The sequence below is a fragment of the Micromonospora sp. NPDC047740 genome, assembly GCF_043204735.1.
GTDB lineage: Bacteria > Actinomycetota > Actinomycetes > Mycobacteriales > Micromonosporaceae > Micromonospora.
The window spans coordinates 176203-191173 of sequence record NZ_JBIDCT010000001.1 but is presented as its reverse complement, the minus strand read 5'-3'; the positions used below and the strand labels follow the sequence as shown (position 1 = coordinate 191173).

Genomic DNA, 14971 nt, shown 5'->3' with positions numbered 1-14971 from the left:
CGGGGTGGAACGTCGGATCACCTCCCCGCTCCGGCGGCCGGCGTCGCGGCGCTGGCGGCCCGCCGCGCCGGCACGGCGCGGCGGAGCAGCAGGCTGACGTTCTGGCCGCCGAACCCGAACGAGTTGGTCAGTGCGTACTCGGCCCGGGTGGCCCGGGGTGCCGTGCGGATGTGGTCCGCCGCGCAGTCCGGGTCCGGGTCGTCGAGGTGGTAGGTGGGCGGAAGCAGCCCGCGGCCGAGCGCCAGCGCGGTCGCCGCGGCCTCCAGCACCCCGGAGGCGCCCAGCAGGTGCCCGGTGAGTGCCTTGGTGGAGCTGACCGGCACCCCGCCGACGCCGAACACCTCGGCCAGCGCGGTGGTCTCGGCGATGTCGCCGAGCTTCGTGCCGGTGCCGTGCGCGTTGACGTAGCCGACCTGGCCCGGCTCGGCGCCCCCGCCGGCCAGGGCGCGGCGCATGCAGCCGGCCGCCCCGGCGCCGTCCGGCCGGGGCGCGGTCGGGTGGTACGCGTCGCTGTTCACCCCGTACCCGGCGACCTCGGCGTAGCCGGTGACGCCGCGGGCGGCGGCGTGCTCGGCGCGTTCCAGCACCAGCAGCGCCGCTCCCTCGGCGAGGACGAACCCGTTGCGCCGCTTGTCGAACGGGCGGCTGGCCTCGGTCGGCTCGGCCCAGCCGCGGGCCAGCGCGCGGGCGTTGCCGAAGGTGTCGGCGAAGGTCGGGAACAGCGGTGCCTCGCTCGCCCCGCAGAGCACCACGTCGGCCTCGCCGGCGCGGATGAGCCGGACCGCGTCGGCGACCGCCTGGGCGCCGGACGCGCAGGCCGTGCCCACCGCCGAGCTGTAGCCCCGGATGCCGTGCGCGATGGCGATCCGGGCCGACGGCATGTTCGGCAGGATCCCGGTCAGCAGGTACGGGCTGACCGCGGCCCGGCCCCGGGCGGCCCGGGCGAGCACCTGGCTCTCCAGCGTGGACATGCCGCCGACCCCGCCGACGATCACCCCGATCCGGTCCGGGTCGACGTCCCGCCCCACCTCGATGCCGGCGTCGGCGAGCGCCTCGGCGGCGGTGATCAGGGCGAGCAGCACGATCCGGTCGAGCACCTTCGTCTCCGGCCCGGAGGCGACGCTGCGCGGATCCACCTCCGGCAGCACCCCGGCCACCTCCAGGCAGTCCCGGGCCGGGTGCCCCTCGGGCGGGCGGCGCAGCCCGGACCGGCCGGTGGTGAGCGCGTCGAAGGTCTCCTCGACGCCCCGGCCGGCCGGGGTGAACAGCCCCATGCCGGTGATGACGGCGGTCATGACGCCGACTCGGTCAGGTAGCGCTCGCGCAGCGCCACCTTGCGGACCTTGCCGGTCACGGTGACCGGGAGGTCGTCGGCGCGGACCGGCACCACCCGGCGCAGGGTGGCGGCCAGGTCCGGGCCGAGCGCGGCGCGGATCCGCTCGGTGCGGTCCTCCGCCGGGTCGGCCCCGGCGGCCAGTTCGAGGAGCACGTCGGTGACGACCGGGGGTCGCGGCGCGGCGTCGGACGAGTCGAGCCGGAGTGGTCGGCCGGCCCGCTCGCCCTCCTTGACGATCACCACCGTGCAGTCGGTGACGTCGGCGCAGGCGGCGAGGATCCGCTCCTCGGACAGCGCGGTGAAGAAGCGCTTCCCGTCGCCGGCGTCGACCGAGTCGACGGCCCGGTCCAGGTGGTAGTAGCGCCCCTCGTCGTCGGCGTAGACCAGGTCACCGGTGAGGTACCAGCCGCGCAGCCGGGACCGGTAGGTGGTGACCGAGTCGTTCCAGTAGCCGCGGAACAGCGACGGCGAGTCGATGCCGAGCCAGCCGACCTGCCCCGGGGGCAGTTCGTCGCCGTCGTCGTCGAGGACGGCGACCTTGGTGAACCGGTACGGGCGGCCGACGCAGCGGCCGTACCGGTCGGTGTCGACGGTGTGGGTGATGTGGAACATCGAGTGCCCCATCTCGCTGGAGCCCAGCCCGTCGATGAAAACCGACCCCGGTACCCGGGTCACGCCCTCCCGGGTCACCACGTCCCGCGAGCCGACCTTGACCAGCCGCCGCACGTGCGGCTCGTGTGAGCAGTCGCCGGTGTTGAACCACAGCCGCACCGAGTCGAGGTCGTAGCCGGACAGGTCGAAGCGGGCCAGTTCCGCCCAGGTGACGGAGAACCCGAAGACCCCGTCCGGCCGCCACCGCTGGATCGCGTCGAGCACCCGCTCGCCGCCCTGCTCGGACAGCAGGTACATCTCCGCCCGGTTGCCGAGCGCCTGGTTGACCATCAGCACCGTCGCGGTGTGCGGGGCGGGCAGCGCGTTGAGGATCCGGCCGGTGCCCTGCGCCTGCGGCATGGACAGCAGGTGCCGGGTGGCGGCGAACAGGCTGGCGTGCGAGTGCAGCACGGCCTTCGGCACGCCGGTGGTGCCGGAGGTGTGGGTGATGACGACCGGGTCGTCCGGGTGATGCCGGTGGTGGGCCGGAGCGGCGGCCGGGTCGCCGGCGCCCGCCTCGGCGGGCTCGCCGAGCAGCGGGGCACCGAGGTCGTGCCCGTGCAGGGCCGCGGCGTGGGCGGCGTCGGCGAGCACCCCGGCGGCCCGCAGCCGGCGGATGTACTCGGCGGCGATCTCCGGCCGCAGCTTGCCGTTCATCAGCGCGGGGATCGCGCCGAGCCGGGTCAACGCCAGGAACGACAGCACCATGTCGGCGGCGGTGCCGGCCCACACGGCGACGGGGTCCCGCCGCCGCACTCCGCGTTGGTGCAGCCAGGCGGCCCGGGCGGCGACCCGCTCGGCGAGCTGGCCGAGGGTCAGCGGGTGCTCGGCCGGGTGACCGTCGACGGGGGTGTCGAAGGTGAGCCCCGGCCCGTCCGGGTCGGCGCCGTGGGCCAGCACCCGGGCCAGCACGTTGCCCGCGCCGAGCGCCGTGTCGGCGGCCAGCGCGCCGCGTAGTCCCTTGCTCCTCATGGCGTTCCTTCCCCCAGCAGCACCGCGGTCGCCTCGCCCGGCGTCCCGTCCGGCGCCTGTTCGATCAGGACCAGCAACGCCTCGTCGGCGTCGCCGTCGTACAGCAGCAGTTCCGCCTCGGCCGTGCCGTCGGCCCGCGGCTCCCCGGTCGGGCTCAGGCAGACCACCGGGCCGTCCAGTCCCCAGCGCGCCGCGACGTGCCCGGCCACGCTGTTCGGCACCGACTGGAAGAAGAACAGCGGCCCGATCCGGCCGCCGGCGGCGACCGTGGCCCGGACGTGCTCCGCGCTGGCCCGGTCGCCGCTGGCGCTGACCAGCACGACCGCCGTGCGGATGCCGGCCGGTACGGGACGCGCGCCGTGCCGGCGGGTCAGGCAGCGGTCGGCGACCGCGGCCACCAGCGGCGGGAACGCCGAGTGCACGAACCCGGGCACCGGGGGCGGCGCCCCGTCGCCGGGTTCCGGCCAGCGCGCCTCGGCGAGGACCCGCAGCCCGCTCGCGGCGATCACGGCGCACCGACCAGCAGGGCCGTGTTGGCGCCGCCGAAGGCCGCGTTGAGGGTCAGCGCGTAGTCGGTGACCGCCGGCCGGGGCGCGTCGGTGATCACGTCCAGTGGGCAGGTGTCGTCCGGGCCGAGGAACCCGGCGTTGACCGGCAGCTTGCCGTGCCGCAGCGCCAGCACGGTGACCACCAGTTCGAGCAGCCCGGACGCTTCGAGGGCGTGCCCGTGCACCGACTTGGTGGAACTGACCGGGATTCGGCCGGCCCGGTCGCCGAACACCCGGCGCAGCGCCGCCGCCTCGGCGGCGTCGCTGTACGGGGTGCCGGTGGCGTTGGCGTTGACGTAGCCGAGCGCCTCGGCCGGCAGCCCGGCCCGGCGCACCGCCGCGGCGACCGCCCGGGCCAGCCCGCTCCCCTGCGGGTCGGGCTGGCAGGGGTGGTACGCGTCCCCGGCCCGGCCCCAGCCGGGCACGGTGGCGAGGGTGGGGGCGCCCCGGCGGGCGGCGGCAGTGGGTGACTCCAGCACCACGGCGGCCACCCCGTCGCCGAGCAGCAACCCCTGCCGGCCAGCGCTGAACGGTCGGACCGCCCCGTCGGCGGCTAACGCCCGGCCGGCGTCGAAGAGCGCGTACTGGTCCGGCTCGACCAGGTAGCCGGCCGCGACGACGACCCGGTCCAGGTCGCCCCGGCCGATCAGGGTCGCCGCGTCGGCCACCGCGGTGCTCGCCGACACGCAGGCGGTGGTGTAGACCCGGAGCCGCTCCGCCAGCCCGCAGCGCCGGGCCAGGTCGGCGGCGAGCGCGGGCACCTCGGGTCCACCGTGGACGGCCAGGAACAGCGCCGCCGCGGACCGGTGCGGCCGGTCCAGCCCGGCCGCCCGGCAGGCGGCGTCGACCGCGTCGGTCAGCTCGTCGGCCAGCGGGCCGACCTCGGGCAGGGTGGCCGCCACAGTGACCCGGCGGCCGGTGGTGTCGAACCTGCGGACCGGCGCGAACGCCGGGGTGCCGGTGAGCACCCCGGCGAGCAGCGCGTCGGCGCCCCTGCCGAGGGCGCTGAGCGCGTGCACGCCGGTGATCCTCAGGTGCTGCCGCTCAGCCATCTGCGGGCGCGGTCAGCGAGGTGTGGAACACCGCCAGCGCGTCGTCGACGGTGCGGATGCCGGCGAGCTGGTCGTCGCTGAGCTCCATCCGGCGGTCGTAGCGTTGCTCGACGAGGTGCACCAGCCAGGCCAGCTCCATCGAGCCGATCCGGTCCGGCACCTGGTCGACGGGTTTCGCGGTCAGTTCGGCGAGCATGCTCACCAGGTCAGCTCGCCCCAGGTCGGGCTGACCGGCCATCAGGAGCGGTCGCTCGTCGCGCCGGCCACCCGGTCGGCGACCATCGTGGTGAACTCGCCGACCGTCATCAGGGCCAGCTGCTCCGACTCGTCGTCGGCGAACTTCAGGCCGTACCGGTCCTCGACCCGCACGGCCAGGTCGGCCAGGGCCAGTGACTCGAGGTCGACCCCGGAGGGGCCCAGGGTGGTGTCGTCGTCGACGTCCTCGACGTCGTAGTTCATGTCGGCGAGCTGCTCGATGACGAAGGTGCGGACCTCGTCGCGCATGGCGTTAACCTCTTTCCGTGAGGCAGCTACCGGTGCCCGGTCGGGACACCGTGTACGTGTGGCTCGGCCGCACCGCCGGCGACCAGCGGGAGCTGACGCGGCGGCTGCTGCGGCGCGCGGGTGGCGCGCTGCTCGGCCGGTCCGGGACGGAGATCGGGGTACGGCGGGCGCCCGGCGGGCGGCCCGAGGTGTACGCCGGCGACGGGCGGACGCTGCCGGTGAGCGTGAGCCACGTCGACGGTCTGGTCGTGGTGGCCGGCCGGGCGGGCGGGCCGGTCGGGGTGGACGTCGAGCGGCGCCGGCCGCTGCCCGCCGCCCCCCTCGCGGGTCGCTGGTACGACCCGGGGGAGGCGGCCTGGCTGCGGGCCCGGGACGAGGCCGGCCGGGACCTGGACTTCCTGCGCCTGTGGACGGCGAAGGAGGCGGTCGGCAAGGCGCTCGGCACCGGGCTGCGCGACGGCGGGCTGCGCCGGCGGATGCCGGTGCCAGGCGGTCCCGGCGACCTGCTGCGCCCGGTGCCCGCCTGTCCCGGCGTACGGGTGGGCCACCCGCCGGCCGGGGACGGCCTGGTGCTCGCGGTGGCGGTCGCCGGGGCGGCCGGGGAGGTCGACGTCGTGCTCGCGTAGCGGGCCGGTCATGACGCCGCGTCCCGCAGCGCCGCCGTCGACCGGACCAGCTTGCCGGTGGTGGTGCGCGGCAACTGGTCGAGCAGGTGCAGGGTCCGCGGCCGCTTGTAGCCGGCGAGGCGTTCGGCGAGCAGCTTGTCCAGCGTCTCCGCGGACAGCGGACCGTCCGGCTGGACGTACGCGGTGATGCCGTCGTCCCAGACCACCACCGCGGCGCCCACCCCGGGCAGCTCGGCGACGGTGGCCTCCACCTCGGTCAGGTCGACCTTCATGCCGCCCACCGACACCTGCGAGTCGAGCCGGCCCTGCACCGTGACCAGCCCGGTCTCCGGGTCGACGGTGCCGGCGTCGCGGGTGTGCAGCCAGCCGTCCGCCCACCGGGTCGGGTCGGCGAGCCCGACGTACGGGGACGCCGGGCAGCTCACCCACAGCTCACCGCCGGACTCCCGCACGCGCATGCCGGGGGCGGGGGCGATGGCGGGGCGGTTCGCCCCGTACAGGTCGGTGCCGATGACGCCGACCTCGGTCATCCCGTACATGTTGCCCAGCGGGACGCCGTAGCGGTCGGTGAAGGCGCGGGCGACGGCCGCCGGGACCAGTTCACCGCCGGTGGTCATCCGCTTGAGCTGGGGCAGCGGTCCCGGCGGGGTGGTGGAGGCGAGCAGTCCGATGTGGAACGGCACGCCGAGCACGGTGGCCGGGGTGTGCTGGGCGGCGACGGCGGCGAGGATCGCGTCGCCGGTGAGCCGCTCCGGCGGCACCAGTTCGACGCCGGCGTGCAGGCCGTAGAGCAGCCCGCCGACCAGGCCGAGCACGTGCACCATGGACGGCAGCAGGATGATCCGCTCGCCGGGCAGCGCCACCCCGTCGATGCGCGTGTAGCGGTGCACCTCGCCGACCAGGTCCTCGGCGGTGCGGCCGATCACCTTCGACGGTCCGGTGGATCCGGAGCTGAGCTGGATCACCGCGTGCCGGCTGCCGGCCGGGCGGTCGGAGTAGGCCGTGATCCCGTCGGTGACGTCGACGAAGATCCGCAGCGCTCCCCCGCCGGTCCGCACCGGGGCCACCACCACCTGCGGGGTGAGCCGGCGTAGCGCCGGGTCGACCTCGTGGTCGGTGAGCCGGTGGTCCAGCAGCACGGCCTGGGCGCCGCTGCGCCAGGTGGCGAGCAGGTTCACCACGTACGCCAGCGACGGCGGCAGCCGCAGCGCGGCGGCCCCGCCGGGACGCAGCCCGGCCTCGGCGAGCCGAGCCTGCGCCTCGCCGACCAGGCGGCGCAGGGTGCCCTTGTCGACCGGTTCGGGCAGGCGTAGGCAGACGTCGGTGGGACGCCCGGTGAACAGGATGTCGTCCACCCAGCTCGCCTCTGCCGCCAGAGGATCTTCCGCTACAGGATGCACAGTCACGACCGTCCACCACCCAGCCTCAAAGTGGCCGAAATCCGCCCAATAGGTGCGTCACCCGGAGTGCTGACGAGACCCTACGGCAGCCCTTCGAGGCATAGCTAGATGCAAATGGCTAGATCAGGAAAAGCGGCTGGGTGGATTGCCGAGGATCGATCGGACAGGGCAGGATCGCGATTACGCCGGCTCCAGTACACCGCCGGCCGTCGCCCCTTGCCCGGCAGTCGCCGGCACCGTGACGGGGACGGCGCTCGCCCGCCCGGCGAGGATCCACAACAGCCACCGGCACACCCGGTGGACGTGGTGGACACCGCACTAACGGAGCACGGCTTCGCCGAGGGGCGTGCGCCGATAGCGGATCTCGTGCCGGTGTCGTTCCCCGGCGACGAACCCGGCGTCGCGCAGCACCGACAAATGCTCGGAGACCGTCCCGGCTGCCAGCGCGTGGCGGTGGGCCAGCGTGGTCGTGCTGGTCGGCTCGTCGAGGCCGAGCAGCAGCACCGCCCGGGTTCTGCCGATCAACCGACCGAGCGCCGCATGCCGATCGGTGGACAGGGGCTGCCAGAGCGTGCCGAGCCCGCGCGCCGGATAGATCACCGTGGGCTGCCACGGCGGGTCCACGATGACGACGACCTGATCCCACTTGAAGGCGCTGGGCGCCAGGACAAGCCCCTCGCCTCGCAGATCGCGATGCTCGTCGTCGCCGTAATCGCGGGTCAGCACGCCGTTGTTCCAGCGCAGTCGTGGATGCACCTCGGCGAACAACCGGTCCAGGCCGCCCTCGGCGAGACGCCGGGTCTGAAACCCCACATCGGCGTCAAGCAGCCCGTGCACTTGCGGCCAGACCGGTTCGACCAGGACCTCCCACGCCTGCCTCACGAGTGAGACCAGCGTCTGAAGAACGAAGGCCGGGTCGCCCAGCAGGAGCCGTCCGGTCGCCGATTCGGCCGCCCCCGGGGTGTCCGCCAGCGACCGGCGCAGCTCTGCGCGTACCCGATGATGGTCGGTGGCCGCCACCGCCTCGATCTCGTCCTCGAACCGGGCGTGCGGGCTGACCGGAGGCGGCGACAGGAAATCGGGGGTGTAGCCGCGACGCGGCTGGAGCAGGGCGATCGGCCGCAGGTCGAGTCCCCGCGTGTCGAGGGTGTCGAGCCAGCGGCGGTGGGGCCGACCCCTTCGCGCGGGGACAGCAGGCGCACCGCCGACAGCGTCTCAAGCATGGGTGAGATGGCGAAGCGGCAGCGCAGCAGGTCGGTGGGGCTGAACCGCAGCGTGACCGCCATCCGCGCCTTCCGAGAGGAGAAGGGATTCGGCCCATGCCGAATCACTGGCGGCCACGGTACCAGCGCTCGCAGAGTGTCTCCCGTCCGAACCAACGATCACGAGGAGAACGACGATGAACCCGAGAGCCGACTGGGAGCAGCGCAGCGCGGACCTGTGGGCAGCGTCCCTGATCAGCTTAGCGATCCTGAGTCGGATGGGGTTTCCGGGATCGTTTCCCACCGTGGTGGAGTTGCATGGACGTGGAGATGGAATCCCGCGCCCAAGGCGGCTCCGCGTGGCCGGTGGCCGGCGGTGGTGGGTGTGCTGATCGTGTTCACGCCCTGGTGCCGGTGGGCTGCGCGAGGCAACCTCGGCCGGTCCGTTGGTGCGTGTCCCTCCGGACGCTTACCCACCCGGCCATTAGGCCCGGTGGGGGAGGGTGCCCTGCGTCGCCTGGGCGCGGGGCGTGAGGTGCGGGGCCGGGTGGGGCCGGTCTTCGACCGGTCCCTCCGACTGGTCTTGAAGGTGCTTGGGGTGACAACGGCTGCGGCTTCGAGCTCGTCGACGACCGAGCGGATCACCATGGCGCCGCTGGTCTTGTCAATGACGGTCTTGCCCTGATGGGTCAGACCACGGGCGGCGATCCGCCGCCAGGCACCGTGGTCCCGGTCGCCCTGCCAACCGCACCCGGTGTTGGGGCAGATGGCCCACTTCCATCCCGGTGTGGTGGGCCGGTCGGGGGCTTTACGGTGCTGCAGCGGGGTCAAACATTGCGGACAGTGCTTGGACGTGTTCCGGGCGGGCACGGTGACCACGGCGATACCGTGCTCGGCGGCGAGGTGCCGCATCCGATCGCTGATCTTTCCGCGGACCTGCTGGGACAGACGCGTGTTCAGGCTGTGCCCCATGCCCCGCGCTTCCATCGACCGCAGGTCTTCCAGATAGATCACCGTCGCCCGGGCGGCGATCGCCTGGTCGACGGCCCAGCGGGCGGCAGCCCACGCGAGCGCGGTATTCAAGTTCGCGCGGCGGGCGGACACGTGGCGGATCTCGCCGGCCAGCACCTCACGTTTCGCCCTCAACTGCTCGTCGGGGCGGCCGCCGAGCAGCCGCGCGTACAGGTCGGCCTTCGCATGCAGCCGCTCACTGTGACGGCGCAGGCGATGCTGCTTGGCCAGAACACCGGCGGCGCGGAACTGTCCACCAGCCCCCAAAGCCGTGATCCGCCCATCCTTTCCCAGTCGCAGGGCTCCGGCGCTGAGGAGGGTGTTGAGGCCCCAATCCACACCGACCGCCACCGTGTGACCGGTCCGCGCGGCTTTCGGCACCGGGTGCGTGTATGCCATGTCGGCACGGACCTTGCCGTCGGTGAGGCGGAGGGTGGGCAGGTGCAGCACCGCCGAGGCGGGAACCGTGGACGGCAGCCTGATCGGACACTCGACCCACGTCCAGTCCCGATACCCTCGCGGATCCGGACGGGTGGGCAGTTGCAGCCGCAGCAGCGCCCTGCCCGGGTCGGTGTCGCAGCGCTCGATGATGGCCTGCTGCCGATCACACGCGGCCAACAGCAACATCCGCCCGATCCTCGGGACGCCTTCCAACTCGAACACATCCACCGGCAGGCGACCATTGGCCTTGGCGAACGTGGCGGCCTGCCGGGTGCGGCCCTTGATGATGTTCGACGGCAGATGCTGCCCGCCGGGGATCGAGGCCCGAACCTGATCCCACTCCGCGGGCGTGCGCTTGCGCGGATCGGACGGCCACGTCGCCAGGACCCCGCCGGTCACCTCGGCACGCCACTTCACCGAACGAAGCGCACGCCCCGCCTGCTCCTGCGCCATCCGCACGACCCGGTCATTGACCCTCACACCCCCAGGCGGGGTGGCGGTCCAGCCCAGCCGCCGCAACGCCATCCACGCGTTCGACGGCAACCGCCGTCCACCCGCATCCACCCCGCCGGCCAACACCTGCACATCCACGGTGTTCCAGTGCTCGCCGATCAGCGCGGCCACCATGCCCGCCACCAGATCAGCACACCAACCGACACGCTGCGCCAGCACCGCCCGAGACAGGACCTCACCGGTCTCCTCGTCCACCCCCGCGCGCAGCACAGCGCGGGCACACGCGGTCCGGGCGGCCTCACCCCCGGCCAGCCGCAGCTTCCCGCTCACCGACTCAACGCCTCAACACCGATCCACAAACACCGGCCCTCACCGCCGCCCACGCCACCGGAACCCTCCCGAGTCAGCCCAAACGTGATGCGCCACAGGGTGAACACCGACACGCTTCCCGGCCCTGGAAAGCCGAAAACGTTCCACACAGGCCAATCTATGATCACTGATCATCGATAATCAAATCGGTTAGCCTTCAACGCGGCGCCCGACGACTGGGACCAGGAGGAGTTCCGCGACCGGGTCGGCGCCCTCGCCGACGAGCTGGGGTCGGATCATCCGGTGGCGGCGTTCGAGCGAGCCTGCGCCTGGGACTCGACCGGTCATTCGGACAAGGCGGTTCCGCTCTACCGCAAGGCGCTGGAGCTGGGCATCGACGGCATCCGGCGGCGGCGCTCGGTGATCCAGATGTCCAGCTCGCTGCGCAACATCGGGCAGCCCGGGGAGAGCGTCCGGCTGCTGACCGAGGAGCGCGGGCGCGGCTCCGACGAGCTCGACGACGCGGTCAGCGCGGCGCTCGCGCTGGCACTGACCAGCGTCGGCCGGGAGCGGGAGGCAGTGTCGATCGCCGTCGGGGCGCTCGCCAAGCACCTGCCGCGCTACCAGCGGTCGACGGCCAACTACGCCCCACTCCTGGTCGAGCCCGACTGATCCGCCGACCAGACGAGCAAAGCCGAAGTCAGGGGTCAACGTCTGGGCACCGCGAAAGAGCCTCCAAGATCGTGTTGTGCCGCAAGACCTGGACCACCCGCCTAGGGACTCTCTTCCGGCGCGGGTGGGGGCGCGGCGCCGCGCAGGACCAGCGCGCTGTTGAAGCCGTCGAAGCCGCGTGCCCCGACCAGCGCGATACGGCTGCGCGGGCGGCGTGGATCCCGCAGGAAGGGCAGCTCGCAGCCCGCGGCGGGCCGCTGCGGGCCGGCGGAGGCGGGCAGCAGGCCGTGGTGGAAGGCGAGCAGCGCGGTCGCCGCGTCAAGCGCCGACCCACCCTGGTGCGCCCGGCCGGTCAGCGGCTTCTGGGTGGTGACCGACGGCGTACGCTCCCCGAACACCGCCCGCAGGGCGCTCGCCTCCGCCCGGTCGAACGCCGGCACGCCCAGCGCGTCCGGCCAGACCACGTCCACGTCGTGCGGCCGTACGCCGGCCCGCTGCAGCGCCAGCCGCAGCGCCCGGGCGTAGTGGGTCGGATCTGGGCCGGCCTCGGGATCGGTCGGGGCGGCATCGTGGGTGGCCGCCCAGCCGGTGATCTCGCCGTAGATCCGGGCGCCCCGGTCCAGCGCGTGTCCCAACTCCTCCACCACAAAGACGGCGCCGCCCTCGGCCGGCACGTACCCGCTGGCCCCGGCGTCGAACGGCCGGTAGGCCCGCTCGGGGTCGGCGATGTCGCTGAGCAGCCCCGAGCGGAGCTGGCAGGCCAGCGCGTACGGGCTGAGCGGGCACTCGGTCGCCCCGGCCACCACCAGCGGGGTGCCCCGACGGACGGTCCGGACCGCGTGGGCCAGGCTGTCCAGCCCACCGGCCGACTCTGACACCGTCACCCCGCACGGCCCCTTGAGCTGGTGGTGGATGGACACCTGCCCGACGCTGGCCGCGTAGAACCAGGCGATCGACTGGTACGCCCCGACGGTCCGCGTCGGCCCACCCCACAGCCGCTGCAGCTCCCGCTGGCCGAACAGGTTCCCGCCGGAGGAACTGGCCAGCGTTACCGCCCACCGGTACGGGTCCGGTGCCCGCTCCGGCAGCCCGGCGTCGGCCAGCGCCAGCCGGGTGGCCGCGAACCCGAGATGCGTCCACCGGTCCGTCTGCACCCGCTGCCGGGTGTCGGCGAACCCGCCGGGGTCGAAGTCGGGCACCTCCCCGGCGACCCGGGTGGGATAGCTCGCCGGATCGAACAGGGTGATCGGCCCGGTGCGCCGGGTGCCGGCGACCACGCTGGCCCAGTGCGCGTCGTTACCGATCCCGGTCGGCGCCACCACCCCGATCCCGGTCACCACCGCCCGCGCCGTCATGGCGTGACCGCCAGCCGGCGGAAGACCATCGCGGACTGGAAGCCACCGAAGCCGCTGCCCACCGACAGGGCCACGTCGACGGGCACCTCCCGCGCCTCGTTGGGCACGTAGTCCAGGTCGCACTCCGGGTCCCGGGTGGCCCAGTTGGCGGTGGGCGGGACCACCCCGTACTCGATGGCCAGCGCGCACGCGGCCATCTCGATCGAGCCGATGGCGCCGAGCGAGTGCCCCACCATCGACTTGATCGAGCTGACCGGCACCCGGTACGCGGTGGGCCCGAGCGCCCGCTTGAACGCGGCCGTCTCGTGCCGGTCGTTCTGCCGGGTGCCCGAGCCGTGCGCGCTGACGTACGAGACGGCCGACGGGGCGAGCCGGGCCTGGCGCAGCGCGTCGCTGATGGCCAGGGCCATCTCCACCCCGTCCGGGCGCAGCCCGGTCATGTGGAAGCCGTTGCTGCGGCTGGCGTACCCGGCCACCTCGCAGTAGACGTGGGCGCCCCGGCGGCGGGCATGCTCGACCTCCTCCAGCACCAGCACGGCCGCCCCCTCGGCGAGGACGAAACCGTGCCGGTCGGCGTCGAACGGCCGGGACGCGTGCTCCGGGTCGTCGTTGTCCGGGCTGGTGGCCTGGATGGCGTCGAACGAGGCGACCGTTACCGGGGAGATCGGCGAGTCCGCCGCCCCGGCCAGGACCACGTCCGCCTCGCCGTCGGCGATGAGCTGGTGGGCGTATCCGATGGCGTCGATGCCGGAGGTGCAGCCGGTGGAGACGACCTGGGCCGGGCCGTGCAGGCCGTGCCGGCAGGCCACGTCGGCGGCCAGGCTGCTGGGGACCAGCGCCTGGTAGAGGTACCGCCCGCCGAGGGTGTGGTCCACCAGCCAGTGCCGGCCGGAGTCGCTGACCCGGACGTACTCCTGCTCCAGGGCCATGGTGCCGCCGACGGCGGTGCCCAGCACCACGCCGGCGCGGTCCCGGTCGGCGTCGGTGAGGGTGAGACCGCTGTCGGCGAGCGCCTCGGTGGAGCAGGCCAGGGCGAACTGCACGTACCGGTCGGCGCGTTGCCGTTCGGCGAGGGTGATGCCTGCCGGGTCCGGGTCGAAGTCGCACTCGGCGGCGATCTGGGAGCGGAACGGCGACGGGTCGAAGAAGCTGATCCGCCGGGTGGCGGTCCGCCCCTCGGTGATGGTCTTCCAGAACCGGTCCCGGGTGGCGCCGCCGGGTGCGACGACGCCGATGCCGGTGACCACGGTACGCCGGCCGGTCACGACGGTTCCCGAGGGGGCGGGGGTGTCTCGGTGTCGACGTGGCCGAGCTCGGGGCGCGGAGCGAGGGGCCCGAGGTGGAAGACCACCTCGGCCGGCTCGTCGCCGGTGTTGCGCAGCCGGTGCCGGACGTCCTTCGGCACGAAGAGCGCCTCCCCCGCGCCGAGCGGCACCGGCCGGTCGTCCAGGTCGACGGTGATCGCGCCGCGGGCGACGTAGAGGAACTCCTCGCTGTAGGGGTGGTAGTGCTCGGCGATCCGCTCCCCGGGGGCGAGGGCGGCCACGCCCATGAACCCGGAGGTGCTGCCGACGGTCTTCGGGCCGAGCAGGACCCGCAGCTCGCCGCCGCGCCGCCGGTCGGCGGGGACGTCGTGCACGGAGACGCGGGCGGTGGTGGTCTCAGGCATCGCGGCCTTCCTTCCCGGTCGACGCGGCCGCCCGCCGTTCGATCCGTTCCTTGATGACGGCCAGCTGGACCTTGCTGTTGGCGTTGATCCGCTCGGTCATGCCGGCGTTGTCGACCGGGGCGGTGGGCTTCATGGCGAAGTCCTGCACCCAGGTCATTCGGGTGCCGCCGGGGACCTCGTCGTAGCGCCAGTGGATGCGCATGTACTCGAACGGGCCGGTCTCCACCCGGTGGGCGTGCACCTGCCGGCTCGCCCGGTCGGCGGTGCGTTCGCTGACCCAGCTCCAGGCCACGCCGTTCTCGTCGGGATGCATGGTGAGCCGGAACCGCACGGTGTCGCCGGTGCGGTCCAGGATCTCCACCGCCGCGTACTCGGTGAACAGCTCGGTCCACCGGGCCACGTCGTTGGTGACCTCCCAGACCAGGGGCAGCGGCGCGGCGATCTCGATGCCGTTCTCGGTGTGTCCGGGCGGGTCGGCCTTGCCGGCCACCAGATCGGCGACGCCGGCGATGCTGAGCTGCCCGGCCTGCTCGGGGATCTTGACCCGCCACCGGTCGGCCACGACCGCGGAGAGTTCGAGCAGGGCGAGCGAGTCCATGCCGAGCTCCTCCAGGCTGGCGGCCGGGGTGCGGGCGGCGGCCTGCGCGTCCAGGCCACAGTGGGTGACAAGGATGTCGGTGATCTGCGCGGCGAGCGGGCGGTCGGAAGCGACGGTCATCGGGTCCTCCAAGCGGTCGGGCCGGCGGCGGGCACGGCGGTGACGGGGGTAC

General features: G+C 73.8%; 15 protein-coding genes. 2 read left to right on the top strand and 13 right to left on the bottom strand.

Annotated features, from left to right (window positions below; genetic code table 11):
- Positions 1-17 precede the first annotated feature (17 nt).
- Genes ACGF4F_RS00900 through ACGF4F_RS00875 form a run of 6 tightly spaced genes read right to left on the bottom strand, consistent with a single transcriptional unit; the run spans position 18 to position 5063 of the window.
- Positions 18-1295, bottom strand: a complete 1278-nt coding sequence (locus ACGF4F_RS00900; protein WP_393073637.1) for a beta-ketoacyl-[acyl-carrier-protein] synthase family protein — start codon at positions 1293-1295, stop codon at positions 18-20.
- On the bottom strand, positions 1292-2959 hold the full coding sequence (locus ACGF4F_RS00895; RefSeq protein ID WP_393073634.1) for a class I adenylate-forming enzyme family protein: 1668 nt from the start codon (positions 2957-2959) through the stop codon (positions 1292-1294). The genes ACGF4F_RS00900 and ACGF4F_RS00895 overlap by 4 nt, the downstream gene beginning before the upstream one ends.
- Entirely contained in the window at positions 2956-3468 is a 513-nt protein-coding gene (locus ACGF4F_RS00890) for a beta-ketoacyl synthase chain length factor (protein WP_393073631.1), read from the bottom strand. Before ACGF4F_RS00890 ends, ACGF4F_RS00895 begins: the two co-directional genes overlap by 4 nt.
- Complete coding sequence (locus ACGF4F_RS00885) at positions 3465-4559, bottom strand: beta-ketoacyl synthase N-terminal-like domain-containing protein (RefSeq protein WP_357435860.1); 1095 nt, start codon at positions 4557-4559, stop codon at positions 3465-3467. The genes ACGF4F_RS00890 and ACGF4F_RS00885 overlap by 4 nt, the downstream gene beginning before the upstream one ends.
- Complete coding sequence (locus tag ACGF4F_RS00880; protein WP_073836267.1) at positions 4552-4797, bottom strand: hypothetical protein; 246 nt, start codon at positions 4795-4797, stop codon at positions 4552-4554. The genes ACGF4F_RS00885 and ACGF4F_RS00880 overlap by 8 nt, the downstream gene beginning before the upstream one ends.
- Entirely contained in the window at positions 4797-5063 is a 267-nt protein-coding gene (locus ACGF4F_RS00875; protein ID WP_073836266.1) for a phosphopantetheine-binding protein, read from the bottom strand. The genes ACGF4F_RS00880 and ACGF4F_RS00875 overlap by 1 nt, the downstream gene beginning before the upstream one ends.
- Before the next feature lie 17 nt (positions 5064-5080).
- On the opposite strand from ACGF4F_RS00875, the gene ACGF4F_RS00870 reads away from it, so the two are divergent.
- Positions 5081-5689, top strand: a complete 609-nt coding sequence (locus ACGF4F_RS00870) for a 4'-phosphopantetheinyl transferase family protein (protein ID WP_393073627.1) — start codon at positions 5081-5083, stop codon at positions 5687-5689.
- 8 nt (positions 5690-5697) lie between these two features.
- On the opposite strand, the gene ACGF4F_RS00865 is transcribed toward ACGF4F_RS00870, so the two are convergent.
- From ACGF4F_RS00865 to ACGF4F_RS00855, 3 genes are all read right to left on the bottom strand, one after another.
- Positions 5698-7044: a class I adenylate-forming enzyme family protein gene (locus ACGF4F_RS00865; protein WP_393073624.1), complete on the bottom strand. Its 1347-nt coding sequence runs from the start codon at positions 7042-7044 to the stop codon at positions 5698-5700.
- A gap of 363 nt (positions 7045-7407) precedes the next feature.
- A complete protein-coding gene (locus ACGF4F_RS00860) occupies positions 7408-8109 on the bottom strand; it encodes a DUF5937 family protein (RefSeq protein WP_393073621.1) in 702 nt (233 codons plus the stop codon).
- A 437-nt stretch (positions 8110-8546) separates the two neighbouring features.
- Positions 8547-10451, bottom strand: a complete 1905-nt coding sequence (locus ACGF4F_RS00855) for a zinc ribbon domain-containing protein (protein ID WP_393073618.1) — start codon at positions 10449-10451, stop codon at positions 8547-8549.
- Between the two features lie 357 nt (positions 10452-10808).
- On the opposite strand from ACGF4F_RS00855, the gene ACGF4F_RS00850 reads away from it, so the two are divergent.
- Positions 10809-11177, top strand: a complete 369-nt coding sequence (locus tag ACGF4F_RS00850) for a tetratricopeptide repeat protein (protein WP_393073616.1) — start codon at positions 10809-10811, stop codon at positions 11175-11177.
- Between the two features lie 101 nt (positions 11178-11278).
- Here the strand turns inward: ACGF4F_RS00850 and ACGF4F_RS00845 are convergent, their stop codons facing one another.
- From ACGF4F_RS00845 to ACGF4F_RS00830, 4 genes are read right to left on the bottom strand one after another with little or no spacing between them, the layout of a single operon-like run.
- Entirely contained in the window at positions 11279-12532 is a 1254-nt protein-coding gene (locus ACGF4F_RS00845; protein WP_357435869.1) for a beta-ketoacyl synthase N-terminal-like domain-containing protein, read from the bottom strand.
- A complete protein-coding gene (locus ACGF4F_RS00840; protein WP_393073613.1) occupies positions 12529-13797 on the bottom strand; it encodes a beta-ketoacyl-[acyl-carrier-protein] synthase family protein in 1269 nt (422 codons plus the stop codon). The genes ACGF4F_RS00845 and ACGF4F_RS00840 overlap by 4 nt, the downstream gene beginning before the upstream one ends.
- Positions 13794-14201 carry a cupin domain-containing protein gene (locus ACGF4F_RS00835; protein ID WP_073836261.1) on the bottom strand — a complete coding sequence of 136 codons (408 nt, stop codon included), beginning with the start codon at positions 14199-14201 and terminating at the stop codon, positions 13794-13796. Before ACGF4F_RS00835 ends, ACGF4F_RS00840 begins: the two co-directional genes overlap by 4 nt.
- On the bottom strand, positions 14194-14919 hold the full coding sequence (locus ACGF4F_RS00830) for an SRPBCC family protein (RefSeq protein ID WP_357435874.1): 726 nt from the start codon (positions 14917-14919) through the stop codon (positions 14194-14196). Before ACGF4F_RS00830 ends, ACGF4F_RS00835 begins: the two co-directional genes overlap by 8 nt.
- Positions 14920-14971: the final 52 nt, after the last annotated feature.